Origin of the sequence: Streptomyces sp. NPDC096205, from assembly GCF_044763135.1 — a bacterium.
In the GTDB taxonomy this organism is placed as follows: domain Bacteria; phylum Actinomycetota; class Actinomycetes; order Streptomycetales; family Streptomycetaceae; genus Streptomyces.
Genome location: NZ_JBIWFS010000011.1, coordinates 262,649 through 288,735, shown reverse-complemented (window position 1 = coordinate 288,735; position 26,087 = coordinate 262,649). Strand labels below are relative to the sequence as shown.

Below are 26,087 nucleotides of genomic sequence, written 5' to 3'. Positions count from 1 at the left end.
TGTGCAGTGTTCCGTCGAAGAGGACGGGCCCGTCAGCCTTGGTACGACCCGCCGCGGCGGCAGTCGCCGGTGCCGGGCAATCCGTACGCCCAACAGGGCGGCGGCCAGGCGCCGTTGCCCGGGGTCCCCGCGACCGGCCGCTTTCCGCGCCGCCGGGTCCTGGCCGGGATCGCCGCCGGGCTCCTGCTCGTCTCCACAGCGGTCTACGCCGTTGTCAGCGACCGCGACGACCGAGGCGGCGGGCCCGGACACCGGGACACGGCGGCACGTCCCGCGGCCCCGTCCCCGAGCGCACCCGCCTCCTCGACACCGTCGGCCGAGGCGCTGGGCGACCTCAACGCGGGACGCAGGGCGGGGGAGGCCGTGGCGTGGCTGGCCCCGGTCGGTGCCGACCTGCCGGGCAAGGGGGCGAAGACCTTCGACCTGTGGACCGTGGGCGACACCGTGGTGCAGGCCGCCCACGACGAGGTCACCGCCTACCGGATCTCCGACGGCGAGGAGGTGTGGAACGTCCGCCTGCCCGCCGACGTCTGCGACACCCCTGTGAACCCCACGGCGGACGGCACGGTCGTGGTCGCGTACACCGACGGCAGTACCCGGCGGCCGAAATGCGAACACCTCCAGGCGATCGACCTCACAACCGGCGCCCAGGGCTGGCACCGGCGGCTCGTCGCGCACAGCATCTTCGACAGCACCGACACCGTGCACCTCGCCATCACCGGCGGCACCGTCCTCGTCGGCCGCTACATGACCGCCGACGCCTACCGCGTAAGCGACGGCCGGCGGCTGTTCCACACCGGGGAGGAGAACCCGGGCAGCTGCCACCCGAACGACGTCGCCGGCGGCCGCCGACTGCTCCAGGTGGACTGGTGCGCCCTCGGCTCCGACCGGCCCTATCACCAGGTCAAGGAACTCGACCCGAGCACCGGCAAGGTCCGCTGGCGGCACCGCGTCGCGGGCGGCTGGACCGTGGAGGGCGTCTACTCCGTCGACCCGGTCGTCCTCGCCGTGAGCCACCCCGACGACATCACACGCTGGACCGCCCTCACCCTGCGCCCCGACGGCACCCTGCGCTCGCGCGCCGCCTTCGGCCGCCACGCGTTCGACCAGTGCGCGGGCGGAGTGAGCGCCGAGACCTTCGGCGGGATCCAGAACTGCACCGGCGCCGCCGTCGGCGGCAACACCCTCTACCTCGCGAGCAAATCCGAGAGCGTCACCACGCACAACGAGGTCGTCGCCTTCGACCTCGGCACCGGGAGGATCCGATGGGCGGCCCACGCCGATGAGCGGCATCAGGTGCGTCCGGTGACGACCGACCGGACCGGCGTGATCGTCTACGTGTCTCCCACCGCCGAGTACCCGGACGACCCCGGCGAGCCCGGCCGGACCCTGCGGTTCGACCGGAAGAGCGGCCGGTCCACGGTGCTGCTGAAGCACACCACCTCGGCGCGCGGCGTCGAGCACACGCTCGACAGCTACTCCATGGGGCGCACCCTCTACCACCGCGGCCGCTTCCTCCTCGCTCCCCACCAGCTCCAGGGCGCGGACGACGCCGACCCCCAGGGCCGGATCCTCGCGTACGGCGCACCGGCGAAGGAGGCGCGATGACCACGCAGCCACCGCACCTCGGCGGAGCCCCGCAGGAGCCACCCGGCTTCGGACCCTCCGCGCCCCCGGTCGGCCCCGGCTTCGGCCCACCGGTATCCACGGCTCCTCCCGGCTTCGGGCCCTCCGCGCCCCCGGCCGGGCCCGGCTTCGGCCCACCGGCATCCACGGCTCCTCCCGGCTTCGGGCCCTCCGCGCCCCCGGCCGGGCCCAGCTTCGGCCCGCCGGCATCCATGGCCCCGCCCGGCTTCGGCCCGCCGCCCCGGATGCCGCGCCGGGGCCTGCGCGCCCTGGTCGTCGTCGCGGCCGTGGCGGTGACCGCGCTGCTGGCCGGCCTCGGCGTCCGGTACGGCACCGGGTCCGACCCCGGCCCGCGCGCCGCGCCCTCGCCCACCAGGTCCGCCGCGGCCCGGCCCGCCGAGAAGGCGCCCGCCGACCCGACGGCGGACTTCACCACGGTGATCAAGGCCCCGAGGTTCCCCGCAGGCAAGCTGTGGAGCTTCCGCGGCTCCTGGCTCACGGACACGACGTTCGCGAAGGTCACCGGCCACCGGGTTCAGGCCTGGAAGGCGGGGACCGACGACAGCACGTGGACGCTCCCCCTGTCCGGTCTGTCCTGCGGCGGCTCGACCGAGGTCGGCCCCGGCCAGGTCGCCGTGGTCGTCCACGAGGACGGCCGGCGCGGGACCGGCGACGAGCACCGGCCCTGCACCCAGGTCACCGCCTTCGACCTGGACACGGGCGAGCGCCTGTGGACCAGGACGGTCACCGGCACCACGGGGGACCTCCCCATCGCGTTCGAACGGCCCGTCGTCAGCGGCGACACCGTGGCCGTGGCCGGCATCTACGGCGGCGCGGCCTTCGACCTGAGGACCGGGGCGCTCACATGGCGGCCCGACGCCTCCCGCTGCGTGGATCAGAACTACGCGGGCGGCCCCCGCCTGGTCGCGGTCGTCGCCTGTTCCGGCACCGACGACGAGGTGACGTACCAGGTCCAGCAGATCGACCCCGCCACGGGCGCCGTCCGCTGGCGCTACCGGCTCCCGCGCGGCGCCCAGCGCCCCCGGGTGCTGTCGACCCAGCCGGTCGTCCTCGCCGTGGTCTCGGGCGACATCGTCTCCTCCACCGGCCAGGACATCTTCTCCCTGGATGCACAGGGCCGGCTGCGCACCCGGTTCCGGCTTGAGGACGACGTCCACACATTGGACTGCTCCGACGACTCCGGCTGCACGGGAGCCGTCGTCGGCAACGACCGGCTCTACGTCGGGACCGAGCACGACTCCGCCGACCAGGTGATCGCCTACTCCCTGGCCACGGGCCGGACCACCGGACAACGCGTCGACGCCGAGGGGGCCGCCCTGAACCTGCTGCGCATGGACGGCCCGAACGTCCTCGCCTTCCAGATCGGCCTCCACGGGCCCCGCGTGGTCTCGCTGGACGGCCGTACCCTGCGCCCGACGACCCTGTTGCAGGCGTCCGACACCGAAGGGATGCCCGGTGACCGGGGCGAGGTGCGCTACGCCCACGGCCGCCTCTACATCAGCGCCGTACTCCTGTACGGCCCGTCCGGGACCGCCGACGACCAGTCGCTGACCTGGGGGTGTGCCACCGACGGGTGAACGGCGCCGGCGGCACGCCTGCACGAGCCGACCGGGTCGGCTTCGCCGGCGGCACCTCGCTGGGCGAGCACCTGCACGCCGCGATCGGGGTGTCGCCGCTCGCGTACCGGCGCACTTTCCGCGGGGGCGTCGCGGCGGGCGACTGAGAAGAGGCCGCGCGCGTTCCTCTGCCGGACCGTCAGGCCTCCATCGCCTCGCGGGAGATCCGCTCGAACTGAGCCCCCATGGCCTCGGACAGCGCGTTGGCCGCCGACAGCGGGCGGACCATCACGGTGAGGTCGTCGATCTTCCCCTCCTCGTCGAAGTGGAGGAAGTCGCAGCCGTGGATCTGCTTGCCGTTCACGGTCGCCGTGAACACCAGGGCGTGGTTGCGGCCGTCCGGGTCGGCGATCTCACGGACGTAGGCGAAGTCCTCGAAGACGCGCATCACGCCGCGCAGGATCGCCGCGGTGATCGCCTTGCCCGGGTACGGCTTGAAGGCCACCGGGCTGGTGAAGACGACGTTCTCGGCGAGCAGCGCCTCGATGGCGACGGCGTCGCGGGCCTCCACGGCCTTGCGGAACGAGTGCATGAGCCCTCCGAAAGCATGTATTCAAAAAATTGAGTAGGTGACTCGGAGAATACGTGGAGGCGGCCCGCACCACCAGACCCCTGGAACCAGCGGGCCGTTGCGAAGGCCGACGTAGGCCGCGTGACAAGATGTTCCGGTTGTTCCCGCGAGAAAGGCGCGCACCATGTCCAGGGTCGAACTGACCACCAACTTCGGCCGTATCGTCCTCGAGCTCGCCGACGCCGAGGCGCCGAAGACCGTCGAGAACTTCCTGACGTACGTCCGTAACGGGCACTACGACGGAACGATCTTTCACCGGGTGATCGACGGCTTCATGGTCCAGGGAGGTGGCTTCACCGCGGAGATGGCGCAGAAGCCGACCCTGGCCCCGGTCCAGAACGAGGCCGACAACGGCCTGAAGAACAACGCCTACACCGTGGCGATGGCCCGCACCGGAGACCCGCACTCCGCGACGGCCCAGTTCTTCATCAACGTCTCCGACAACGACTTCCTGAACCACTCGTCGAAGGACATGCGCGGCTGGGGCTACACCGTCTTCGGCAAGGTGACCGAGGGTCAGGACGTCGTCGACCAGATCAAGGCCGTCCGCACGGCCACCTCCCGCGGCCACCAGGACGTGCCCACGCAGCCCGTGGTCATCGAGTCCGCCAAGGTGCTCGACTGACGCACCGGGCTGTTCCCGAAGCCGTACCGGCGTGACATCGTGACTCCCGCCCGACCGGTCTGTACCTGTCGTCGCGGGAGAGCCGATGCGCGCAACCACCGTCCCACCGGGAACCCCCTGCCGGACGCCCCCGCCCGGGGACGTGCCCCTGCACCGCCTGGAAGTGGCAGGACCCGGGGCCGCGCCCTTCGCCGCGGGGTCGTTCGAGGCGGTGGGGCCGCTGTCCCGGGCGGAACATCCGCACCGGCACACGTTCTACGAGATCGTCCATGTCACCGGCGGCTCGGGCACCCATGTCGTCGATCTGGCCCGCCTGCCGGTCCGGCCGCCGCACCTGGCGGTGATCCGGCCCGGACAGGTGCACCACTGGGAGGGCGGCCGCCGACTCGACGGCACGCTCGTCCTGTTCACCGACGACTTCCTGGTCGACCACCCGGGCGACCGCGAGGTGCTGCGCCGGCTCGGCGAGCGCTGCTGGTTCGCGCCGGACGCCGAGGAGGACGAGCGCCTGCGGCGGCTCATGGCCGAGCTGGTGGGGGAGTTCCGGCAGCGGGCCGAAGGCCATGAGAGCGTCCTGCGCGCCCTGCTGCATGTGCTCGTCGTACGCCTGGCCCGGCTGCCGGGCCGCCCCGGACCCCTCCCACCGCCGCCCGGCGGACGTCCGGCGGCCCTGGCCGACGCCTTCACCCGGCTGATCGCCGTACATGACGCGGCCGGCTGGACCGTCGGCGAATGCGCCGACCGGCTCGGCGTCACCCCCGGCTATCTCACCCAGGCCGTCCGCACCGCCACCGGCCGCAGCCCCGGCCGGCTGCTCATCGAGGCCCGCGTGTACCAGGCCCAACAGCTGCTCGCCCACACCGAGTTGACGGTACGACAGGTCGCCGCACGCACCGGCTTCGCCGACCCCGCCTATTTCGGCCGCTTCTTCCGCCGGGAGACCGGCATGAGCCCCGGCGCCTTCCGAAAACACCACAGCCGCCACGATCCGTCCCTCGAAGCCACGCGCCCGCCCGCCTAGGTTCGTTGCCGATCCGACGCCCCCCACGAGGAGCAGGCATGGACAGCGAGACGAACGAGACGGTCCACCCGAACCCGCCGCGGCTCATACCCCGCAAGACCGTGCTGCGCGCGGCCCTCGCCACCACCGCGGCGCTGCCCGTCGCGCTGCTCGGCGCCCCGGCCCTGGCCCGCGCGCTGGCCTCGACCGGCACCGCACCGTCACTCACCCCGCCCTGCGACGACGGCGACGACCCCACTCCGCCGCAGACCGAGGGCCCCTACTTCAAGCCCCGCTCGCCCCAGCGCGCCAGCTTGCTGGAACCGGGCCTGCCCGGCACCCGCCTGACGGTGACCGGCTATGTCTTCGGCCTGGCCTGCCGCCCCATGTCCGGAGTCCTGCTGGACTTCTGGCAGGCCGACGACAACGGCGCCTACGACAACACCGGCTTCCGGCTGCGCGGCCACCAGTACACCGACGCGCGCGGCGCCTTCGCGCTCACCACGATCGTGCCCGGCCTCTACCCCGGCCGCACCCGGCACCTCCACGTCAAGGTCCAGGCCCCGAACCGGCCCGTCCTCACCACACAGCTGTACTTCCCGAACGAGCCCCGCAACGCCACCGACACGATCTTCGACCCACGCCTGCTGATGACCGTCCGCGACGCCGACGGCGGCCGCGAGGCGTCCTTCGACTTCGTCCTCGACGTCCCCCAGACCCCCGGCCCCACCCCCACGGACACCCCGCCCCCGGGCGGCACCTGGACCGCCGGGGCCGCCTACCGCCCGGGCGATCGGGTCACCTACGCGGCCCGCGCCTACCTGTGCCTCCAGCCACACACCGCCCAGCCCGGCTGGGAGCCCCCGAACGTCCCGGCGCTGTGGCAGGCCGCTTGAGGGGCAACGGGCCCTGCATGACGGCCGGTTCGCGGGCCGGTGCGGCCTCACGGCGGCAGCAGCGGCCCCAGTGGTCCCAGGTCGAGGTTGAGGTCCTCCAGGCGGAGGCCGTAGCGGTCGCAGAGTTCGGTCATGCGGTCGTGGAGGATCATCAGGGTGAGGCCGAGGCGCTCCTCCTGGTCCTCGGTGAGGCTGCCCTCGTCGACCCGGCGCAGGGCCTGTCGCTCCATCAGCTGTCGCAGGAGTTCGACGACGGTCAGGACGAGCCTGATGAGGTCCTGCTCCACGGTGTCCGGGTCGGTCCGCAGGCGATGGGCCGTGTCTCGGCCCGGGGGCGGGACGTCCTCCGGGCGGGCCGGGAGCAGGGCGAAGGCGCGGGCCGCGGCCTCGGTCACTTCCCTCAGCCGGTCAGGGGCGGAGTCATCCGGGGAGTTCACGCCGGTCACCGTGTCCTGAGGCTGATCCGGGCGGGAAGGGCGTCCACGGCTCCTCGGTCTGCTCCCGGACGGCCACCACGAGTGCCCGCAGCGACACCCGGACCAGGTCGATGTCGGCGACCGACAGGACGAGGTCGCCGGTGAGCACGACCCCTCCGCTCAGCAGCCGGTCGAGCAGGTCGATCAGCGCCACCTGCGCCCCGGCCAACGGCCGGTCGTCCTCGTACCCGCCGTAGTCGCGGTAGTCGCTCATCGCTCTTCCGCCCCCTCCTGCCGGTCGGTGAAGGAGTACGGCGCCCAGGGCCCCGTGACCTCCACCCGTACGCCCGGCAGACCGTCTGCGGCCCGGAGCATCCGCTCGCGGAACTCCTCGGCCAGCGCGCGCGGCACGAGATAGGCGTCGTTGGCGATGTTCTCGCCGGGCTCGCTGGCCAGCACACCCTGCTGCGGACGGTGCCGTACGCGCTGTGTGGCCAGGTCACGGGCCAGCTCCGCCGTGCGTCGTGCGGTCCGCTCGGCGGCCCGCCGGGTGTCGTCCCGCGCCTGGCGTTCCTGCCTGCGGCGGCGCAGATACGCGCGGCCGGAGTCCGGTGCGCCGGTAGCGCCGTCCGGGACCGCGGCCGGTGCCCCGGAGGGCACCTCGGCGTACACCTTCACCCCCCACTCCACCTGGTCCGCGAGCTGGTCCAGGAGCGCCAGGAGCGGCTCCTCGCGCTCGCGCAGCATCTCGGCGACGCGGGGTTCGTCCAGGTAGACGGTGGCCAGCCGCAGCGGAAGGACCGTCGTCCGAGCGGCCAGTGTCTCGATGACGAAGTGGTGCGCCCGGGCCGTCGCCTCCAGCCATGCGAGGTCCTCCAGACGCACTCTCAGCGCGGCCTCCGAGAACTCCTCCTCCGGCACCGGGCTCACCGCCGCGGCCAGCGGGCCCGCCCGGACCAGGCCGACCGACGCCCCCGCCACCCCGCGCACCTCGGCCGGCGGCGGCAGGTCCGGGGCGTCGGGCGCCCGCAGGACGGCGTAGGCGTAGGTCAGCGTCCGGTTCACGGCTCGTCGTCCCGGTCCTCGTCGTCCTCCGCCGCCTTGCGGCGGGGGCGCCGCGGCTTCGTACGGGGCTCATGCTCAGGCTCCCGCGACCGGCCGCGGCCGGTCGACTCGCGCGGGGGCAGTTCGGCCGGGGACCGCGCGGCACGCTCGCGCAGTTCCCTCACCTCCGCACGCAGCCGGTCGTTCTCCTCCTGGAGGCCGGGGTGGTTGTCGGCGCGGGAGGACAGCGCGGGGTCGTGCTCCCACCAGTCGATGCCCATCTCCTTGGCCTTGTCCACCGACGCCACCAGCAGCCGGATCTTGACGGTGAGCAGTTCGATGTCCAGCAGGTTGATCTTGATGTCGCCGACGATGACGATGCCCTTGTCGAGCACGCGCTCGAGGATGTCGGCGAGATTGGCGCCGGAGGACTGCTGACCGTACGGCGACAGCGGCTGCATCGGCGTACGGCCGGCGGGGCGGGGCTCAGTCACGGCGGACCCTGTCTGTCGTCGTGGCGGTCGTCGCGTTCCAGGTCGTCGTCCTCGTCCTCGTCCTCCTCCCAGTAGTCGTCCCGCGAGGATCCGGCCCCTGGCTCCTCCCGGTCGTCCTCGTAGGCGTCCTCGCCGTCCTCGTCCTCGTCGTCGTAGACCTGCTGGCCGCGCTCCTCGGGGTCCTTCGCCTCGGCCTCGTCGGCGTCGTGGGTCCCGTGGGTCTCGTCCTGCTGCTCATGCTCCTCGTGGCCCTGCATCATCACGAAGGTGCGGTAGCGCTTGAGGTCGCGGCGGGCGCGGCGGCTCTGGACGCGCAGCAGGCTCTCTGCCCGCTCGACCGGCCCCTTGGGGAAGTACCGCAGGACGAGCAGCACCTTGGTGAGGTTCTCGCCGAGCGGGTGGAAGGTGACGACGCCCTTGGCGGTGGCGTGGTCCATCTCGGACGTCCACGCGATCCGCTCGTCGCGGACCTCCTCCGTGATGCTGCCCTCGCCGCGCTGGATGCCCTTCGCGAACTCGTCGGACTCCTGGAACCGCCGCCACTCGTCGTACGCGTCGGGCACGGGGACGCCCACATCGATGTCCTCGATGACGGTCATGCCCTTGCCCATGTCCTCGCGCGGTGCGGGACGCCTGGCGGTGACGCCCTTGGCCCTGTCCAGCACGGCGTCCCTGGCGTGGGCGGCGGTGTCCTTGGCCTGAGCCGCCTTCGACGTCACGGCTGCGCCGGCCGGCAGGTGGCCGCGCAGCGCCCGGCCGCGCTCGGCCACGTTGTCGGCCAGCGCGCGGGGCCCGAGGCGCGTCTCGCTCAGCCGGCGCGCGCCGCTGCCCAGCCGATGGCCCACGCCCTCCAGCGCCATCTGGATCCGGGCCTCGACGTATCTCTCCAGCTCTTCCCGCAGCCGGTCGGCGGCCTGCGGCACCTTGCGCTCAGCCATCGTCCGACCGCCTCGACCGTGCGGACGTGCCGCTGCGCGAGCGGCTCGGAGCGGCGGTCTTCTTCGTCGTCTTCGTGCCCTTGGAACCGGAGCGCGCCGCCGTGCTCCGGCCGCCGGCGGACTTGCCGCTCTTCTTCTTCGCCGGCTTGTCCCGAGCCTCCGTGTCCTTCGTGTCCTCCGTGTCCTCCGTCTCCTCCTCGGCCTCGTCGGTCTCCTCACCCTCGTCGGCCTGGTCCACGTCACGCTCGTCCTCGTCGGCTTCGTCGGCTTCGGCCTCGTCCACCTCCGACTTGTCCACGTCCGCCTCTTCGGCGTCGCCCTCCGCGTCGGGCGCCCCGCGCGACTTCTGGCGCAGCCCGCTGGTACGGGCCTGCAGGGCGTCGGCCAGGCTGTCGGCCTTCGCCGTCAGAACCGAGGAAGCCGCGGCCTTGCCCGCGCCGGTCAGCTCGGAGCGCACTTGCTTGCTGATGTCCTTCAGGAACGGCGACTCCTGGAGCGTCTTGCCGATCTGGTCGGGCCTGATCCGCGATCCGGCCAGCATCGCACCGAGGCCCACGGCGAGCTTGGCCTTCTTCGAGCGGCCCAGCAGATAGCCGCCCAGGAGGGCCGTACCGATCTTGGCCTTGTCCATGGCCTGTCCTCTTTCGGCTTTCGGCTTTCTCGGCTTTGTCCTACGGGCCCCCGCGCTGCAGTTGGTACGCCCGGATCTCCTCCATCCGGTGAAGGAGCGCCTCCTCGCGCCGGTCGAACTCCTCGTCGTCGATGTCACCCTCCGACCGGGCCTGCTCCAGCTGCACGAGCTGTTCCTGCACGGGGCCCGGGTCGTAGTACTCGTCCTCGGCGGTACGGACCACCTTGTCGAGGACCCAGGCGATGCCCCGTACAGGTGCGGCCGGCAGCGTCAGAATCCCGGTGATCAGTCCCATGTCCTCTCCTCGCCCACGCGTCGGCCCCGGCTCACACGAAGCTGTACGGCGCCAGCGGGCCGCGCAGCCGCAGCTCGGCCGTCTCGCCGTAGCGCTCGGCGAGCTGCTCGCCGGCCCGGGTGAACTCGTCGTAGCGCTCCTCGTCCACCAGGAAGGAGGAGTTCACGAAGTACTGACCGGACGGAGGCGTCGCCTGCTCGGCCAGCGCGAGCGGCCGCACCGCGGCGAGGATCTCCTCGGCCAGCGCCTGCTCACGCCGCTGCACGGCCTCGGCCAGCAGCTGCCCGAGGGCCAGCCGGTCCTCGTAGCTTCCGCCGCCCTCCCGGGTGCGCTCGTTGAGCTGACGGGCCTGGTCGTTCTCCTCCAGCTCGGCCCGGACCAGCGCGTCCTCCTGTGCCACGCCCTTGACGTTGAACTCGCCGCGACCGGTGAGCTCGTCGAGCCGCTGTGCCATCTGCGGCCCCTGCTCCTCCATCACGGCGCGTACGGCGTCCTCGTCCTGGGCGACGAAGCCGAAGCTGAGCGGCAGCACCGGGCCGTCGGCCCACAGCCGCTGTCCGACCTCGTGGTGCGCCTCCAGGTCATGCCGGGAGACGGACAGATCCTCGGGGGTCTCGCTGATGACGGCCCGCAGCGAATCGCCCGGCACGACGCGGATCTCGGCGGGTGGATCACCCACTCCGGTGACGTCGTCCAGGCGCAGCGGATGCGACGCCTTGGTGATCGCGTACACGTACACGGACATCGGCTCGCTCACTCCTCCCGCTCCCGGCTCCGCTCACGTTCGCGGCTGCGGCCGCCCGAGCTGCGTTCGCGCCGGCCCTCCGGCTCGCGGGCCTCCTCGCGCCCCTTCTGGAGGGAGTCGGTGACCGCCTGGACGGCGCCCGACAGCGCACCCTTGCTCTTGCCGCGCGCACCTCCCTCGGTGACGCCCTCCACGACATCGGTCAGCTGGGCCGGTGCCTTGCGGCCCGCCTCCAGATCCAGGCGGTTGGCGGCCTCGGCGAAGCGCAGATACGTGTCCACGCTGGCGACCACCACACGGGCGTCTACCTTCACGATCTCGATGCCCACCAGGGAGACCCGGGCGAACACGTCGATGACCAGGCCCCGGTCGAGGACCAGTTCCAGTACGTCGTAGAGGTTGCCCGAGCCGCTTCCCGATGCGGGGGGCCCGGCATTGCCTTGCGGCACCACGCTCACGTCGTCTTCCCTTCCTGTGAAGGGTCGCGTCGACCGCCGCGGCCGTGTCTAGCTCCCGCTCGCCCTGTCGATCTGGGACCGCGTGTAACGGCGCCCACGCTCGTAGGCCAGCAGCTTTCCCGTGGGGTCGAGGACCACCTGGTAGCTGGCCATCACGCTGGTCGTCTCAGGGATGCGTTCGAGTTCCACGACCTCGACGTCGGCTTCCCAGCCTTCTTCGGTCGGCCTCAGCGAGGAAACCGACTCCGGAGCCCTGCCCAGCAGCTCGCTGAGCTGCTTGATGGCACCGCGCATGGCCTCCGGGGCCGACACGCGCTCATCGCCGGAGTCGTTCCGCGCTTCGGTGGACTGTGCCTTGCGGGGCTTGTTGTCGTTCGTGATCATTCACCTACTTAGGCCTCTTTCCCGAAACCCCGCAAATCGGTTCGATAAACCACAGATCGGGGCGAAGGGTCAGGTGGGCCTGGTCAGACAGGTGAGGAAATCGTCGAGCAGAGCCGTCTGCACGTCCTCGGGGAAGCGGTCCGGATCGAAGAGCGCCTGGACGACGAGACCGTGCGTGAAGGCGACGGCGGCGGTGGCGAGCCGTTCCGGTTCGGCGCTGTCCGCGAGCTCCCCTCGGTCGCGGGCGGCCTCCAGATGGGGGCTGATCGTCGAGCGCAGCCGGGCGTAGCGGGCGGCCTGTGCCGCGCTCAGGTCGTCGTCGGCCAGGGAGAGGTCCCAGGAGCTGACCCAGATGCGGTTGCGGGCGGTGTCGCCCGGGGTGAGCGGCAGGATGTCCAGCAGCATGGCGCGCACGGTGGCCAGGCCCGGAGCGGGATGTGCCCGGCGGGGCCGCTGCGCCGTGTTCTGCTCCAGCAGGTCCAGGGCGTGCGTGATCAGCGCCCGCTTCGTGGGGAAGTAGTGCATCAGCATCCCCGTCGAGACGCCCATCACGGCGGCGACGGCGCGCAGGGTCAGGCCGCCGAACCCCTTGTCGGCGAGGACCCGCCACACCGCCTCGGACACGTCCTTGCGGCGGGCTTCACGGTCTCCAGGTGCGGGTGGCATGCTGCTAGCTTACGTACCGAACGCTTGTTACGTACCCGAGAGAGCGAGGCTCCCGTGTTCACTCTGCCGCTGGACGACCGTGCGGATCTCCGGCCTCTGGAGCCCTGGCAGGCGCCGGAGTTCCTCGCCCACATGGACCGCGCCCGGGACGGCGTCGACCCGTGGATACCCTGGGCGACCTTCAGCACCGACCTGGCGTCCGCCACGGCCACCCTCCAGCGCTACGCCGACCGGCTGGCCGAGGACAGCGGCCGCATCTACGGCATCCGGCTCGACGGCACCCTCGTCGGCGGCGTCATGTTCACCCGCTTCGACAGCGCCTCCGGGGTGTGCGAGGTCGGCTGCTGGGCGGAGCCCGCGGGGGAGGGGCGGGGCCTGGTGACACGCGCCTGCCGCGTGCTGATCGACTGGGCGTTCCGCGAGCGCGGGATGAGCCGGGCCGAATGGTGGGTCGCCTCGGGCAACGTCCGCAGCATCGCCGTCGCACGCCGGCTGGGCATGACCCGCGACGGCGTCCTGCGGCGGCGCTACCCGCACCGGGGTGAGCGGCACGACAGCGAGGTGTGGTCGGTGCTGGCGGAGGAGTGGCCGCCGGCCGGGGAGGGGTCCACCGGGGGCACCCGGTCCGCCGAAGGCGCCCGGTCCGCCGACGTCCACCGGTCCACCGAGGGCACCTGGTCCACCGCCGAGGGACGGGAAGCCTCCACCGCCGACGAACGGGAAGCCTCCACCGCCGACGTCCGGGCCGAACTCGACCGCCTGATGGGCGTGTTCGTCGGCGCCTTCACCAACACCGACGGCCGCCGGCCGGACCTCGACGTCATCCGCGACGTGTTCGTCCCGCAGGGCAGGATCATCGCGAACGTCGGCCCCGAGCCGGTGATCTACGACCTCGACTCCTTCATCGAGCCCCGGCAGAAGATGCTCACCGACGGCACGCTGACCGAGTTCTCCGAGTGGGAGGTCACCGCGCGCACCGAGATCTTCGGCTCGGTCGCCCACCGCTTCAGCGAGTACCGCAAGTCCGGCTACCACAACGGCACTTGGTTCGAGGGCTCCGGCAGCAAGACCACCCAGTTCCTGCGCACTCCGGCAGGCTGGCGGATGGCCTCCCTGGCCTGGGACGACGCGCCCTGAGCGCGGCCCGGGCGGCTCCGCCGTCAGCGCCCTGTCAAGCCGGTGGTGCCGGCGGGCCCTGGGAGTTCTCGGAGGCGCGGCGCTCCGTGACGTAGCGGTACAGCGCCAAGGCGCCCGCGCCCGCGGCTCCGCCCAGCACCATCCGAAGGACGTCGCCGGTGCCCGAGGCACCCACCAGGGTCGCAACGATCACCGAGATCGACGCCGCCCACATGCAGAGCCCGACGCCTTCGTCGCGGTCGAGCCGTACGCGTCCCACGCGGAGCGCGTTGTACGGCGCGACGACGCCGGTCCCGAACAGGGCCGCCGCGGCCGTCAGCAGCCCCGCGACCGCTCCCCGCGACCAGCCGTGCGCCACGACCTGGCGTGCGTTGACGCACACCAGGACCCCGGCAGTGACGAGCAGCGCGGCGACGCCGAGCCATCGAAGACCATCGCGCACACCTATGTCGGGATGGACCGCCACGGCAGTGCACAGGAACAGCACGATCCAGAACAGCACACCGTACGTCGCGTCCTGCGGCGCGTGCGGATCGGATCGCGTGGCCGGGATCGACAGGGCGGCGAGGAGCGCAAGGGCGGTGAGGCCGCGCGCCCCGTACAGCCTGGCGCGCAACCGCCGGGCGGTACGCAGGCGTTCCGCCAGCCCGTCCGGCATGGGCAGCGCCGGACGGAGACGGGCGAGCCGGGGTTCGTACTCGTCGATGTCGGCCGACACCATGCCCAGCAGGCCGACCACGAGCAGGGACAGCAGCGGCAGAGTCCATACCCAGGCCGACGAACTGGTGAGCCAGTCCCAGTAACGGCCGGGATGCGCATAGAAGTTGGGTGGGTCCACCTCCGAGTGCGCCATGCCGTTGAAGAAGGCATGGATGCCCCAGAACCACGCCAGGCCGGCCAGGATGCCGGAGGACAGCCGGGGCGGGCCGACCAGCCCCGCGCACCCGCAGGCCGCGGCGAGCGACAGGCCGAGCAGCGCCAGCCGCCAGTCGCTGCCCGTGGCGCCCGGCCACAGCATGTAGGTCTGACGGCCCAGGCCGGAGCCCAGCAGCAGCGCGAGCCCGCCACCGGCGAGCGGCGCCGTCACCAGCGCCGGGACCGTGGTCCAGCGGTGGGCGGCCGGATGGCGCAGCGCGACGACCGGCAGCCACATCAGGCCCAGCACGATCGTCGCCACGCCCACGCCCCGCCACACGAAGGGGGCGACAGGCCCGGTCCACAGCTCCGGCGCGCCCACGTTCGCGCCACCCGCGACGACGACCAGCGCCACAAGCCCGGCGAAGGAGATCCGGCGCGGCCACAGCGCCGTCACCGCCACCACCACGGCGAGCACGGCATGGCCCACCAGCATCCCGGTCGTGCCACGGTCGCGCACCTGCGCGGAGGTGAGCAGAATGACGCCGAGGGCGGTGGGCACCGGCGACAGATAGCCCAGCAGGGTCCCCGCGCCGTTCGGCCGCAGCCGGACGGAGACCAGGGCACCCAGCGCGCAGGCGGTCAGGGCGGCGCTGTTGGTCGCGGGCGTGACGTGGATGTCGGAGCCGTCGTGCGCCAGCAGATTGAGCGCGAGGAAGCAGGCCAGGGCGCCCGGCACCCGCCACCACCAGCGGGACCGCTTCTGCGGCACGCGCCGCCGGATCCCGGCCCGCGCCCACAGCGACCCCGCGACCGCGGCCCGCGCCCGGGCGAGCCGGCCGCTCTCCTCACCGGCGAGCGACTCGGCGTACTCGTAGTGGTCCACGGCCGCCGCGTGATCGCCCAGCGCGCCGTCGACGTTCCCGAGCAGCACGGCCGCGCGGGCACGGAGCCGCTCCTCCTCGGCGCTGAGCGCGTCCCCGTCCCGCGCGAGGGCCAGTTCGAGCGCCTGCGCGGCCTCGGTGAGGCGTCCCTCGGCGGTCGCCAGGGCGCCACGGACGACGAGCCGCCTGGTCGCGAGCCCGTCGACGTCGAGCCGGTCGGCCTGCTGCCACGCGTAGTCGGCCTCCGGGAGCTGCCCCAGTTCCAGGAAGCACTCCGCCATCGTCAGCAGCGCGTCGGCGGTCTGTCCGCCGGTCGGCCGGCGTACGAACTCGGCACCCAAGCGCAGCCCGAAGGCCTGACGCAACGGCACCAGTGCCGCCCCGGGGTCCTCGGCTCGCCGCAGACACAGTTCGGCTGTGGCGACGAGCACCACCAACAGATGCCCTTCGTCGCCGGTCTCCGTGTCGATCCCGGCCGCCTCGGACAGGGCCGCGACGGCCTCCTGGACGCGTCCCAGCTCCGCCAGCGTGATGGCGTGCGCGTGCAGCGCCCGGCTCCGCTCGACGGGCATCGCCCCGGCACTGTCGACGGCCTCCGCCGATCGGGCCGCGGCCTGTGCCGGGCTCCCGTCCGCGCGCAGCGCCTCGCTGAGGGCCACCAGCGCCCGCACGCGTACGGTGCCGTCGTCCGGGGCGTTCGACAGCGCGCGCCGCGCCTCCGCCACGGCCCGGCCGGGCTCGCCCACGGCGGCGTACGCCCGGCTGCGCAGCGTCGCAGCGGGGGCGTTCGACGCCGTGTCCGCCGTGCCCGCCAAGAGGTCGAGGAGTTCGGCCCACTGCCGGCGGTGTGCGCGATGGGCCGCCTCCGCCAACAGCAGGGCCACGCGGCCCTGTTCGTCGCCGATCGCGTCCACCGCGGCCGTGCCGTGCTCCAGCAGGTTCGGCCAGATGACGGGGAATCCGATGACTTCGTAGACGTGAGCCAGCGCGGCGACCAGCCGCCAGCAGGTCGCGTGGTCCTCGTGGCTCAGCGCGCGAGGCACCTGTGCGGCGGCGGCGCCGGCGGTCGCGAGGGCCGTCTCGTACCGCTGACCGGCGGCGACTTCCTCGACCTGCCGCAGCCGGAGCACCGCAAGCCGGTGCGCGGCCCCGGCCGCCTCCGCCGGATCTTCCGCCGCGAGTTCCTGGGCGAACTCCCGCAGCAGATCATGGAGCCGGTACCGCACCGGGGGGAGAGGCACCGGCTCGACCAGCCGGTGTGCGTGCAGATTCCGCAGCAGCTCGGCGGCCCTCCGCTCCGGGACGTCCGCCAGCGCGGCCGCCGTCTCGACGTCGGTCTCCCGCACATCGCCGCCCAACAGGCGGAACATCCGGCGCAGTTCGGGGGCGAGCCGACGGTAGCTGCCGTCGAAGATCTCGCGTATGGTGCGCGCCGAGCCGTCGGCCGTGTCCGCGTCCCGCGCGGCGATGCCGGTCAGGCCCGTGGCGGCGAGGTCGGCGTCCAGCTCCTCCAGGCTCGCCAGACGGCGTGACTCACCGGCGAGGCGGCCGCCCACGAGCTGGATCGCCAGGGGCAGATACCCGCAGCGCCGGACGATCCGGGCGGCGGCGTCCGGTTCCGCGGCGACCCGGCCGGCGCCGACCGCCGTGCCGGCGAGCAGGTCGAGCGCCTCACGTCGGCCGAACGAGCCCACGCTGATCCGGGCGGACGCGGGCAGGCCCGGCAGCTCGACCCGGCTGGTGACCAGGACGACGCTGTCGCCCCCGAACTCGACCACCTGGCGGATCTGCCGTGCGTCGGCGGCGTCGTCGAGCAGGATCAGCAGGCGCCGGCCCGCCATCGCCTGCCGGTAGCGGCGGTACAGGGTCTCGCCGTCCAGCCCGGCGGTGGAGACGTGCAGCCGAACGGCCAGCTTTCCCAGCAGTTCGGCAGGTGAAATCGGTCTGTCCGTCGAGCCGTTGAGGTCGATGGCGATGAATCCGTCGAATGACTTCTCATGCTGGTGGGCGACTTGGCGCATCAGCGTCGTCTTGCCCGAACCGGCCAGGCCGTCCAGGACGACGACCCGTACGCCCTGCCGTCGGCGCCGCCGCAGCAGCGCGGCGAGCGCGTCCGTCTCGCGCTTGCGGCCGCAGAAGTTCTCCACCTGTGGCACGTCGTCGGAATCGATCTCCGCCGAGGAGAAGTCAGCACGGCGGCGGCCCCTGCGGGGCGTCTCGGGCGGGGCGTGGTAGGCGAGGTAGCCGATCGCGACACTGTGGTCGCTCGCGGAGACCGAACGGGGTGGGGGTGGAGGCGAGCCGTGGGCAGGTACGCCGGGGCCGGTCAGCTCAGGTCCGGGCCCGGCCGGGAAGGGTTGCCGAGGTGGATGTCTCCCTGGATGACGCCGCCGGCCACCGAGCCGTGATCGGCACTGATGCGCATGTCACCGCCGACCGCGAGGCCGCCGTCACCGGCCGACACCGCACTCGTGGGGGCCCGCTCCGCCAGCAGCGCACGCAGCGCGGCCGCGGCCTGCTCCCGCTCGGCCTCGGACAGGGCCTCCAGCAAGTGCTCGAAACGCGTCTGCCACATGGCCTCCTGACGGAGCCTCAGCCGGTCCGCCCCGTCCTCCGAGACGGCCGTCAGTTCCGCGGCGCTGCGGTCCAGCCGCTCCAGCTCCACGCGTTCGTGGTCGTCGTCGCCGCGGCCGAACCAGCGGGCCACCGCCTGCCGGAACCCCTCCCACGCGTTCGTCCCCGCGGCCTGCACCACCGCGGTGCCGCCCGCCGCGGCCAGGGCCGTCAACGCCTCCGGCAACATGCCGCCACCCCCATCGCCCCGCCGTACGCGACCGTTCGCGTCACAGCAAGGAGATATCGGCTGCACCTCACGCCGTCCAGCGGTTTCACCTGAACGCCACCCGGGAGGAGAATGGTGGGGGAGAGGCAGGGAGCCAGGTGCCGTACACAGCAGTGACCGCTCTGAGTCACACGGGGCTGATCCGCGACCACAACGAGGACAGCCTCGTCGTCGGGCCGTGGACCCTGTGCGGCACCGTGACCGAGAGTCCCCAGACGCTCGCCTTCCCACGGGGCCGCCCGCTGCTGGCGGCGGTCGCCGACGGGCTCGGCGGACACCCCGGCGGCGAGGTCGCCAGCGGCCTCGTCGTCAACCGGCTGGCCGCGCTCGGCCCTGGCCTCACCGACGAGGACCGCCTCGGCAGGGCCCTGGACGGCTGCAACCGTGAGCTGTTCGAGGCGTCCGAGAGCCATCCGGAGCTGGCCACCATGGGCACCACCGTCGCCGGCCTCCTGCTCCTCGAGGACAGCCTGATCGTGTTCAACGTCGGCGACAGCAAGGTCTACCGCCAGGACGAGGACGGCCTGCGCCAGATCAGCGTCGACGACAGCCCGCCCCCGGCCCCCGGCAGGCGCACCACCTCGGTGGTCACCCAGACCCTCGGCGGCACGCTCGGCTTCACCTCCGTCACCCCGCACCTCGACCGCCGCGACCTCGCCTCCGGCGGCCGCTATCTGATCTGCAGCGACGGTCTGACCGACCCCGTCCCCGACGACGAGCTCGCCGACATCCTGGAGGAGCCCGAGGACGGCGTCGCCGCCTTCGCCCTGTGGCGGGCCGCGATCGAGGCGGGCGGCCCGGACAACATCACCCTCGCCCTGGTCCGGGTCCACGACGCCTGACCTGCACGGAGCGGCCCCGTTCGGTGACCGCGGGCCCTCTCGCTATCCTCCGCCCATGATCGATTCCACTGTGAGCACCGGCGACGCCGAGGTCGCCATAGCCGCTGTCCGGGCCGGCGCGGACGTCGTGCGGGGCATGTACGGCCGGCGGCTCGACCGTATCGACAAGGGAGCCGGCGACTTCGCCACCGCCGCCGACGTCGAGGCGGAGCGGGCCGTCCTCGACGTCATCCGTGCCGCCCGGCCCGACGACGCGGTTCTCGGTGAGGAGGGCGGCCGGCAGGGCGCGGCAGGCGCGGCACGCCAGTGGCTGGTCGACCCGTTGTGCGGCACGCTCAACTACGCCGTCGGCAGCATGCTGGTCGCCGTCAACGTGGCCCTGCGGGACGGGGCGGCCGCCGTGGCTGACCCGTTCACCGGCGAGGTCTTCTGCACCGACGGCACCCGCGCATGGCTCCGTGGCGGTGACACGGACGTCCCGCTGACGCCCACCTCCGCCACCCGGCTCGTCGACGTCAACCTCGACCCGCCGTTCCCCGGCGCCCCCGCCTTCCGGGCCGTGGACCTGCTGGCCCACCCGGTCTTCGTCGAACGCTTCCGCCCCCGGGTCGTCTCCACGACGCTCGCCCTCGCCTGGGTCGCCGCCGGAAAGCGCGCCGCCTACGTCACCGACGGCGACGACACCCTGTCCTCCAGCGTCCACTTCGCTGCGGGCATCGCCCTGTGCCGGGCGGCGGGTTGCGTGGTGACCGGCCTCGACGGCACCCCGCTCGACGAGGGCGGCCGCGGCCTGGCGGCCGCGGCCTGGTGGCCGCGGCCGACACCGGCACCCACGAGCTGCTGCTGTCCCTGATCCGCGACGGAAAGGCGGTCACGGAAGCCGCGACTCCATGATCCCGAACGCCCCGACAGGCCGCTGTGAGACCGCCGTTCGGCCGGGCGCGAAGGTGCAGCGCGGCCTGTTCAGGTGCACCATCGAAGGTGGGGGCACATGAACAGGTCAGGGACCGCGGCCCGTCGAATCCGCGGACATCCACCGGGCAGCGAGCACCGTTCCACGGTTGAGGAGTTGCCATGCCCATGCTTCTGATCAAGGGTGTCTACGACGTCAAGGGCGCCCAGCCGGACGGCGACACCGTGCCGTTCACGGCCGACGACCCGGCCGAGTGGGACCTCGTCGGCGGCGGCCTCGGACGTGCCGTCGAGCACAGTGTGACCGGCCGCGCGAAGCTGCGCCTGGACGCGATCGACGCACTCGAGACGCACTACGGCCCGAACCGCGTGCACCAGCCACTGCACTTCGCCCACGCGGCACGCGACGAGCTGCTGAACTGGCTGGGGTTCACGGACGTCCAGCACGACACGGGCGAGACGGTGACCGCCAGCACCCCGGAGTCGGTGCCCGGGTTCGTCCTCACCCGCGGCGCCGACGTCCACGGCCGCTGCATCGCCCTGGCGGGGCGCGGCGAACCTCCGGGGCAGAGCGGACTGGAGATCGACGTCGACCCGGCGGTCCTCAGGACGACGCTCAACCACCACCTGGTGTCGGCGGGTCTGGTGTATCCCACCTTCTACCGCAGCCTGTTCACCAGCCTGCGCGTAGAGATGGCCGCCGCGGTCGCGGAGGCCCGCGCGGCGGGACGCGGCCTGTGGCCGAGCGATGTCACCACGGCCGGGGCGAAGATCACCGGCCTGTCCTCGCTGACGGACGACGCCGTACTGCTGCCGAAGCTGTTCCGCCGGCTGGTGGACTACCTCCAGCTCGGCATGGCGCTGCCCTGCTTCCCGGCCTTCCTCGCCGGTGTCGGGGACCGTTTCTCGATCCTCTCCACCGGCGAACGCTGCCTGGGCCTGCATCGGGTCGTGGAGACCAGCAACGGCCAGACCGTGCGGATGACGCACCCTCCGGAGGACCTGCTCTTCCAGGACAGCTGACACAAGGGCCCCGGTCGAAAGGGTCCACCGGTTCACCAACGAGGCTTCGCCACGTTGCCGTAGGACCAGGTGGACCCTTTCGACATCTCGAAGTGCAGATGCGGACCGGTGGAGTTGCCCGTGCTGCCGACCTTGCCGAGCTGCTGCCCGGCGGAGACCCGCTGACCCGGCGCCACCTGCCGCTCGGAGAGATGGCAGTACGTGTAGATGTGCCCGTTGTCCGCCGCGAGCCCGATCCACTGACCGTACGCACCGCCCTTGTTGTCCGACCAGGCGATCTTGCCGCTGCGTACGGCGACCACCGGCGCGCCGCTTTCGGCGGCGAAGTCCTGCCCGGTGTGCCGGCCGACGTGGTCGGGAGGGGGCTTCCAGGCGTAGTTGCCGCGGCTGAAGAACTCGAAGGAGACCTTGTGCCCCGGCACGGGCGACGGCACCCGCCCCTTGACGGGCCGCCGGGGCACCGACCCCGCCGCACCCTTGCAGTCGACGTCGAAGAGCTTGGTGGTACGGCCGAGGGCGGTCAGGGAGGTGCAGCCGGGAACGCCGTCGGCGTCGGCTCCCTTGAACCCCTGGGCGAGCTGTTCGGCGCGGTAGGCGGCCTTGGTCTGCTGGCCGAACAGGCCGGTGGGCCCGTCGGGTATCTTGCGGCCCCGCTTGATGAGGGCCTGCTGCACGAGGCGCACATCGTCGTTGCGCTGACCGAACCGGACCTTGGCCAGAGCGACCCGTTTCGTCATGAGGGACTCCTAGTACCAGTGGGCAGGCCGGTGCGGATCGGCCTGCTGAACGCGGGCGGCGAAGTTCGAGCCGGACTCGTTCACGTGATAGCGGTCGCGTACGTAGTTGACCGTCGCGCACATACAGGCGACGACGTCGTACGGCGTGGTGGCGGTGCCCGCCTGGTGGTAGTGGGCGAACGTGGCCGGGATGCACTGCGTGGCGCCCCGGGAGCAGTTCTGCGGATGGCCGTCGGGCGCGATAGGGCCGCGCGCGTTGCCGTCCGTCGTGTTCACCCGGAACCGCGGGTTGTTGGAGGCGGACTCGCGCTTGGCGATCGTGGTGAGGGCCGGTACCCCGAACTTCGGGTCCATCCCGGTCAGTTCGGAGGCCTTGCGCGCGTAGCGTCGCATCGCCGCCTCCCCGAAGTCGTCGTCGGGGTCGCGGAAGGTGACCTGGGAAAGGGGCAGCCCTCCGTCGCGCCCCGCCGCACCCTTGCAGTCGACGTCGAAGAGCTTGGTGGTACGGCCGAGGGCGGTCAGGGAGGTGCATCCGGGAACGCCGTCGGCGTCGGCTCCCTTGAACCCCTGGGCGAGCTGTTCGGCGCGGTAGGCGGCCTTGGTCTGCTGGCCGAACAGGCCGGTGGGCCCGTCGGGTATCTTGCGGCCCCGCTTGATGAGGGCCTGCTGCACGAGGCGCACATCCTCGTTGCGCTGACCGAACCGAACACGGGCCAGAGCGACCAGAGCGACCATGACGACACCTTCGTAGGGTGGTCCCGCGGCGCCGGCCGAGACGGACGGCGTCACGTACGAACCTACGGAAGCGGCGTCAGCGCGGCGTCATCGTGACGTCACCGCGGGGCGCCCCCGCGGTTGACGAAGTTGCACGCGATGCACACCGGTCCGAGACTGGTGATGACACGCCCCGTCGGAGCACGCGGCATCCCCACGGCCGGTACGGGCGCGCCCCCGCGGCACGCTGTGCGTGAGGCGATCACAGTGGACTCTGCTCCTCCCCGGCTTCGACTCCTCGGCCAGTTCCGGCTGGAACTGGGCACGGGGACGATCGAGCTATGTCGCAACAGCCAGCGGCTCCTCGCCTTCATGGGCCTGCGGCAGCGGGTGTCCCGCACCGTCCTCGCCGGCACCCTGTGGCCCGAGGTCACCGAGGGACATGCCCGCGGCAGCCTGCGCACCACGCTGTGGAAGCTGCCCCGCAGTGAGCCGCCCCTGGTCCGCTGCACCGGGGACGCGCTGCTGGTCACCCCCGCCCTGCACGTCGACGTCCACGCCCTCACCCGGACGGCACTCGACGTCGTCCAGGGCGCGGGCCCCGCCCTCCACGCCCTGCCCCCGCCGGACCTGCTCACCGGAGAGGACCTGCTGCCGGGCTGGGACGAGGACTGGGTGCTGCTGGAGCGCGAACGCCTGCGGCAACTGCGGCTGCACGCCCTCGACGCGCTGGCCGAGGCCCTGATACGGCAGGACAGACCCGCCCTGGCGATGGAGGCGGCCTGGGCGAGCGTACGGGCGGAGCCGCTGCGCGAGAGCGCGCACCGGGCGGTGGTGTCGGCACACCTCGCCGAGGGCAACCTCGGCGAGGCCCTGCGCCACTACGAGGCGTTCCGCCGGCTGCTGGACGAGGAACTCGGCGTCGAACCCTCACCCCGGTTCGCCCGCATGCTCCCCGAGCACACCAGGCTCCGGCAGCCGCCCGAGGACCGGAGGACCAGTCGCCCATGGAGCCGGCTCCCTCAGGCCAACTCGGGTTCGCACCAGCCCTGATCCGCCTGCGTCACGGGTCCGCCTGCGTCACCGTCACGGGTCTGCCTGCGTCACGGGGCGCTGTGTCATGGGGTGCGGTCGACACCCTTCGGCGCCTCGGGCCGGGGGCCCGCGGTCGGCAGCGGTGGCAGGCCCTCGGCGAGGTCCGGCAGGAGCACGGGCTCCAGGCGGACCCGCTCCTGAGCGCTCAGATACCGCTCCAGTTCCGGCGGCCGGTAGTCCGGGACGCGGTCGTAGCGCTCCTTGGCCGGCACCGCCAGGAACTCGTTGCCGTCGGGTTCGCCCTTGTCGTTCACCGCGGCCCCGATCGGCCGGTGCAGCGGCTTGGCCAGGCGGTACATACCCGACCGGGAGACGTGCAGGACGCCCGAACCGTCCGGCTGCACCCGGAAGTCGGTGCTCACATCCGGCTTCATCACCCGGGGCCCGGCCTCGCTGAGCACCTCGTCGTCGAAGGCGAGCCCGTACCGGCGGGCCTGGTGGACCATCCACAGCAGCGCGATGTCGGACAGCCCCGCCTCCTTGTAGCTGCCGCCGACATCGCAGTGCACGCCGGCGAACCACACCTGCTTCAGCTCCTGACCCTGTTCGGCGGCCCCCGGCATCTGATGCCACAGTGCGGGCCGGAACGCCGAGCGCTGCTCGTCGACGGCCAGCGCGTGGAACGCCGCCTGCACCCAGCTGCTGAGGTCGGTGTTGTGGAACGCCCAGCGGTGGTTGAACCGGTTCGCGGCCGGCTGGAGCCATGCCTGGCCCGGCACCGGGATGCCGAGCGAACCGACCGTGTCCCACACGCCGATGAAGCGGATGTCCGTCTCGCGCGCGTAGGAGCGGCGGAACAACGTCGCGGCCGCGCCCTTGGGTTGCTCGATGCGGTCCCGGTACAGCGACCAGGCCTCCGGGATCCGGTCCATGTGGTCCCGGCGCAGGATGCCGCTGTTGCGCACCAGACCCGTCAGGCTGCGCGCGGTGAACGCGCCCCGGCTGAAGCCGAAGAAGAACAGCTCGTCGCCGGGCTCGTACGTCTCCACCAGGAAGCGGTAGGCGTCGAGGACGTTCCGCGACAGGCCGACCCCGAACGCGCCGCCGCGCAGCCGCTCGCGCCGGACCGTGCCGACCCCGCTGTGGTAGTAGACCCGTTGTTCCTTCCCGCCGAAGGTCCCCGGGCGCACGGACAACGCGACCTTGGCGACGTTCGTCTTGCTGGGTTGGTCGGCGAAGTTCCATGTGCCGTCACAACAGACGACCAGACGCTTGGCCATGACGATCCCTCCTCGATGCGAGGGAGCACCCAAGGGCACTGCACCCGAGGCGCATAGCACCACTCCCATGCTGGCACCAGCCCAGGACGCCCGCCAGGCGGGAACGGCCCGCCGGCACAGGCCTGTCGCGGCACAGACCGTCGGCTGTACGAAGATGTGGCGAATGTCGATATGCCGACTAAGCTGGTGAGTTGCGGCGAGCGCGCCCTCCCCGATGTACGGGGCAGCCCGCGCCCCGCATCACTCGACCTGTTCCGGGTCGCGTTCCCTGTCCCACCGCCGATCGGCGAGGAGGAACCGGCCATGAGCGAGCCCGGTACGGTGGCGCGCCTCATCGAACACACGGGATCGGTCCAGGCGATCGCCTTCAGCCCGGACAGCACCCGCATCGCCGTCGGCGGCAGCGACTCCGTGCTGCGGATACGCCCGGTCGGCATCGGAGCCGACGTGGACATGCCCACCGGCGGGTCCGTGACCGGCATCGCCTTCAGCCCCGACGGCACCGGACTCGCCGTGGCCGACTTCGAAGAGGTCCAGCTGCGCGACGCCTCGACCGGCGCGATCCTGTGGCACGGGCCGCTCGCCCCGGGGAACTCGGTGAACACCGTGCGGTTCGGCGCCGACGGGCAGATCGTCGCGGCGACCGACACCCTCGTCGCCGTACTCGACGCGGCGAACGGGGCGGTCACCCGGCAGATCCCCGTCGAACGGCCGCTGATCCGCGACCTCGACCTGAGCCGGGACGGCACCCGGGTCGTCCTCGCCATCGACGAACGCCACGGCGGCGACCACCACAACGCCGGCGCCGCACGGGTCGTCGACCTGGCCACCGGCAAGAAGATCTCAGAGCTGACCCCGGACAACGCGGTGCTCGCGGTCGCGTTCAGCCCCGACGCCGAGCAGGTGCTGTGCTGCTCCGCCGACGACTCCACACGGATGTTCACGGCAGAGGACGGCAAGGAGGTGTGGCGGGTCCCGGAAATGGAGCAGCCGTCGAACGACGAGCTCGACGTCTCGCAGCGGGGACCGAACTGCGTCGCCTACGACCCCAAGAAGGGCCGCTGGACCGTGGTCGGCGGCGCCGACGGCTTCGCCCGGGTGCTGGACGCCGACACCGGGGACGAGAAGGGCCGAGCCCCGAAACTGGACCCCGGTGTCCCCGACCCGGGTCTCGGCGCCGTCACCCACGTGGCGTTCAGCCCGACCGGCACACTGGCCGCCAGCGCCTGCATCGACAACGTGGTGCGCCTGTTCAACCTCGAGGGCAGACCTCTCTACGCCAACACCACCGACGAGGTGCTGACCATGAGGTTCAGCCCGAACGGCCGCTGGCTGGCGATCGGCTGTTTCGACCGCGCGCTGGTGATCGACAACGGTGAGACCCACCAGGTGTGATGCGC

27 protein-coding genes and 2 pseudogenes are annotated in these 26,087 nt (G+C 72.5%); 12 read left to right on the top strand and 17 right to left on the bottom strand.

Annotated features, from left to right (window positions below; translation table 11 throughout):
- Positions 1 to 6: 6 nt before the first annotated feature.
- From ACIQ6Y_RS35300 to ACIQ6Y_RS35290, 3 genes and pseudogenes are all read left to right on the top strand, one after another.
- Entirely contained in the window at positions 7 to 1,608 is a 1,602-nt protein-coding gene (locus ACIQ6Y_RS35300) for a PQQ-binding-like beta-propeller repeat protein (protein WP_404045730.1), read from the top strand.
- Entirely contained in the window at positions 1,605 to 3,224 is a 1,620-nt protein-coding gene (locus ACIQ6Y_RS35295; protein ID WP_404045727.1) for a PQQ-binding-like beta-propeller repeat protein, read from the top strand. The genes ACIQ6Y_RS35300 and ACIQ6Y_RS35295 overlap by 4 nt, the downstream gene beginning before the upstream one ends.
- A 26-nt stretch (positions 3,225 to 3,250) precedes the next feature.
- Positions 3,251 to 3,370 (top strand): annotated as a pseudogene (locus ACIQ6Y_RS35290) (AraC family transcriptional regulator); the annotation flags it as partial.
- 32 nt (positions 3,371 to 3,402) lie between these two features.
- Here ACIQ6Y_RS35290 and ACIQ6Y_RS35285 read toward each other — a convergent pair.
- Positions 3,403 to 3,795: a nuclear transport factor 2 family protein gene (locus tag ACIQ6Y_RS35285; RefSeq protein ID WP_404045724.1), complete on the bottom strand. Its 393-nt coding sequence runs from the start codon at positions 3,793 to 3,795 to the stop codon at positions 3,403 to 3,405.
- A gap of 163 nt (positions 3,796 to 3,958) precedes the next feature.
- Here ACIQ6Y_RS35285 and ACIQ6Y_RS35280 point away from each other — a divergent pair, with 163 nt between their 5' ends.
- The 3 genes from ACIQ6Y_RS35280 to ACIQ6Y_RS35270 all read left to right on the top strand — a co-directional run bounded on the left by ACIQ6Y_RS35280 (position 3,959) and on the right by ACIQ6Y_RS35270 (position 6,355).
- Positions 3,959 to 4,459 carry a peptidylprolyl isomerase gene (locus ACIQ6Y_RS35280; RefSeq protein WP_404045721.1) on the top strand — a complete coding sequence of 167 codons (501 nt, stop codon included), beginning with the start codon at positions 3,959 to 3,961 and terminating at the stop codon, positions 4,457 to 4,459.
- Between the two features lie 85 nt (positions 4,460 to 4,544).
- Positions 4,545 to 5,480 carry a helix-turn-helix domain-containing protein gene (locus ACIQ6Y_RS35275; protein WP_404045718.1) on the top strand — a complete coding sequence of 312 codons (936 nt, stop codon included), beginning with the start codon at positions 4,545 to 4,547 and terminating at the stop codon, positions 5,478 to 5,480.
- A 38-nt stretch (positions 5,481 to 5,518) separates the two neighbouring features.
- Complete coding sequence (locus tag ACIQ6Y_RS35270) at positions 5,519 to 6,355, top strand: carbohydrate-binding protein (RefSeq protein WP_404045716.1); 837 nt, start codon at positions 5,519 to 5,521, stop codon at positions 6,353 to 6,355.
- A gap of 47 nt (positions 6,356 to 6,402) precedes the next feature.
- On the opposite strand, the gene ACIQ6Y_RS35265 is transcribed toward ACIQ6Y_RS35270, so the two are convergent.
- The 11 genes from ACIQ6Y_RS35265 to ACIQ6Y_RS35215 form a co-directional block, all read right to left on the bottom strand.
- Positions 6,403 to 6,792: a gas vesicle protein K gene (locus ACIQ6Y_RS35265; protein WP_404045713.1), complete on the bottom strand. Its 390-nt coding sequence runs from the start codon at positions 6,790 to 6,792 to the stop codon at positions 6,403 to 6,405.
- On the bottom strand, positions 6,776 to 7,045 hold the full coding sequence (locus ACIQ6Y_RS35260) for a gas vesicle protein (RefSeq protein WP_404045711.1): 270 nt from the start codon (positions 7,043 to 7,045) through the stop codon (positions 6,776 to 6,778). The genes ACIQ6Y_RS35265 and ACIQ6Y_RS35260 overlap by 17 nt, the downstream gene beginning before the upstream one ends.
- Positions 7,042 to 7,836: a GvpL/GvpF family gas vesicle protein gene (locus tag ACIQ6Y_RS35255; protein ID WP_404045708.1), complete on the bottom strand. Its 795-nt coding sequence runs from the start codon at positions 7,834 to 7,836 to the stop codon at positions 7,042 to 7,044. Before ACIQ6Y_RS35255 ends, ACIQ6Y_RS35260 begins: the two co-directional genes overlap by 4 nt.
- A complete protein-coding gene (locus tag ACIQ6Y_RS35250; RefSeq protein ID WP_404045974.1) occupies positions 7,833 to 8,276 on the bottom strand; it encodes a gas vesicle protein in 444 nt (147 codons plus the stop codon). The genes ACIQ6Y_RS35255 and ACIQ6Y_RS35250 overlap by 4 nt, the downstream gene beginning before the upstream one ends.
- 29 nt (positions 8,277 to 8,305) lie before the next feature.
- Positions 8,306 to 9,247: a cyclase gene (locus tag ACIQ6Y_RS35245; protein ID WP_404045707.1), complete on the bottom strand. Its 942-nt coding sequence runs from the start codon at positions 9,245 to 9,247 to the stop codon at positions 8,306 to 8,308.
- The gene (locus ACIQ6Y_RS35240; RefSeq protein WP_404045705.1) at positions 9,240 to 9,878 is read right to left on the bottom strand and encodes an ABC transporter substrate-binding protein; all 639 of its coding nucleotides are present in this window, start codon (positions 9,876 to 9,878) and stop codon (positions 9,240 to 9,242) included. Before ACIQ6Y_RS35240 ends, ACIQ6Y_RS35245 begins: the two co-directional genes overlap by 8 nt.
- 40 nt (positions 9,879 to 9,918) lie before the next feature.
- Complete coding sequence (locus tag ACIQ6Y_RS35235; RefSeq protein WP_404045702.1) at positions 9,919 to 10,173, bottom strand: gas vesicle protein GvpG; 255 nt, start codon at positions 10,171 to 10,173, stop codon at positions 9,919 to 9,921.
- A gap of 31 nt (positions 10,174 to 10,204) precedes the next feature.
- Entirely contained in the window at positions 10,205 to 10,918 is a 714-nt protein-coding gene (locus ACIQ6Y_RS35230; RefSeq protein ID WP_404045700.1) for a GvpL/GvpF family gas vesicle protein, read from the bottom strand.
- 8 nt (positions 10,919 to 10,926) lie between these two features.
- On the bottom strand, positions 10,927 to 11,376 hold the full coding sequence (locus tag ACIQ6Y_RS35225; RefSeq protein ID WP_404045697.1) for a gas vesicle structural protein GvpA: 450 nt from the start codon (positions 11,374 to 11,376) through the stop codon (positions 10,927 to 10,929).
- 48 nt (positions 11,377 to 11,424) lie between these two features.
- The gene (locus tag ACIQ6Y_RS35220; RefSeq protein WP_404045696.1) at positions 11,425 to 11,760 is read right to left on the bottom strand and encodes a gas vesicle protein; all 336 of its coding nucleotides are present in this window, start codon (positions 11,758 to 11,760) and stop codon (positions 11,425 to 11,427) included.
- A 69-nt stretch (positions 11,761 to 11,829) separates the two neighbouring features.
- Positions 11,830 to 12,426 carry a TetR/AcrR family transcriptional regulator gene (locus ACIQ6Y_RS35215; protein WP_404045693.1) on the bottom strand — a complete coding sequence of 199 codons (597 nt, stop codon included), beginning with the start codon at positions 12,424 to 12,426 and terminating at the stop codon, positions 11,830 to 11,832.
- A gap of 54 nt (positions 12,427 to 12,480) precedes the next feature.
- Here ACIQ6Y_RS35215 and ACIQ6Y_RS35210 point away from each other — a divergent pair, with 54 nt between their 5' ends.
- Positions 12,481 to 13,563, top strand: a complete 1,083-nt coding sequence (locus tag ACIQ6Y_RS35210; RefSeq protein ID WP_404045692.1) for a GNAT family N-acetyltransferase — start codon at positions 12,481 to 12,483, stop codon at positions 13,561 to 13,563.
- A gap of 34 nt (positions 13,564 to 13,597) precedes the next feature.
- Here the strand turns inward: ACIQ6Y_RS35210 and ACIQ6Y_RS35205 are convergent, their stop codons facing one another.
- Both ACIQ6Y_RS35205 and ACIQ6Y_RS35200 read right to left on the bottom strand, forming a co-directional pair.
- Positions 13,598 to 17,458: an NB-ARC domain-containing protein gene (locus ACIQ6Y_RS35205; RefSeq protein ID WP_404045689.1), complete on the bottom strand. Its 3,861-nt coding sequence runs from the start codon at positions 17,456 to 17,458 to the stop codon at positions 13,598 to 13,600.
- A 170-nt stretch (positions 17,459 to 17,628) separates the two neighbouring features.
- The gene (locus ACIQ6Y_RS35200; protein ID WP_404045686.1) at positions 17,629 to 18,105 is read right to left on the bottom strand and encodes a hypothetical protein; all 477 of its coding nucleotides are present in this window, start codon (positions 18,103 to 18,105) and stop codon (positions 17,629 to 17,631) included.
- A gap of 137 nt (positions 18,106 to 18,242) precedes the next feature.
- Between ACIQ6Y_RS35200 and ACIQ6Y_RS35195 the strand changes: the two genes are divergently transcribed.
- The 3 genes and pseudogenes from ACIQ6Y_RS35195 (at position 18,243) to ACIQ6Y_RS35185 (ending at position 20,921) form a co-directional block, all read left to right on the top strand.
- Complete coding sequence (locus tag ACIQ6Y_RS35195; RefSeq protein ID WP_404045683.1) at positions 18,243 to 18,986, top strand: PP2C family protein-serine/threonine phosphatase; 744 nt, start codon at positions 18,243 to 18,245, stop codon at positions 18,984 to 18,986.
- 55 nt (positions 18,987 to 19,041) lie between these two features.
- Positions 19,042 to 19,880 (top strand): annotated as a pseudogene (locus ACIQ6Y_RS35190) (inositol monophosphatase family protein).
- A gap of 180 nt (positions 19,881 to 20,060) precedes the next feature.
- Positions 20,061 to 20,921, top strand: coding sequence for a nuclease (locus tag ACIQ6Y_RS35185; protein WP_404045681.1), 861 nt, complete (start codon positions 20,061 to 20,063; stop codon positions 20,919 to 20,921).
- Between the two features lie 32 nt (positions 20,922 to 20,953).
- Here ACIQ6Y_RS35185 and ACIQ6Y_RS35180 read toward each other — a convergent pair whose 3' ends face one another.
- Positions 20,954 to 21,658 carry a peptidoglycan DD-metalloendopeptidase family protein gene (locus tag ACIQ6Y_RS35180; protein ID WP_404045678.1) on the bottom strand — a complete coding sequence of 235 codons (705 nt, stop codon included), beginning with the start codon at positions 21,656 to 21,658 and terminating at the stop codon, positions 20,954 to 20,956.
- 9 nt (positions 21,659 to 21,667) lie between these two features.
- Complete coding sequence (locus ACIQ6Y_RS35175) at positions 21,668 to 22,393, bottom strand: peptidoglycan-binding protein (RefSeq protein WP_404045675.1); 726 nt, start codon at positions 22,391 to 22,393, stop codon at positions 21,668 to 21,670.
- 240 nt (positions 22,394 to 22,633) lie between these two features.
- Here ACIQ6Y_RS35175 and ACIQ6Y_RS35170 point away from each other — a divergent pair, with 240 nt between their 5' ends.
- Positions 22,634 to 23,425, top strand: a complete 792-nt coding sequence (locus ACIQ6Y_RS35170) for a BTAD domain-containing putative transcriptional regulator (protein ID WP_404045971.1) — start codon at positions 22,634 to 22,636, stop codon at positions 23,423 to 23,425.
- Positions 23,426 to 23,490: 65 nt separating this feature from the next.
- Here ACIQ6Y_RS35170 and ACIQ6Y_RS35165 read toward each other — a convergent pair whose 3' ends face one another.
- Positions 23,491 to 24,687, bottom strand: a complete 1,197-nt coding sequence (locus ACIQ6Y_RS35165; protein ID WP_404045672.1) for a DUF2235 domain-containing protein — start codon at positions 24,685 to 24,687, stop codon at positions 23,491 to 23,493.
- A 303-nt stretch (positions 24,688 to 24,990) separates the two neighbouring features.
- Between ACIQ6Y_RS35165 and ACIQ6Y_RS35160 the strand changes: the two genes are divergently transcribed.
- On the top strand, positions 24,991 to 26,082 hold the full coding sequence (locus ACIQ6Y_RS35160) for a WD40 repeat domain-containing protein (protein ID WP_404045670.1): 1,092 nt from the start codon (positions 24,991 to 24,993) through the stop codon (positions 26,080 to 26,082).
- Positions 26,083 to 26,087 lie beyond the last annotated feature (5 nt).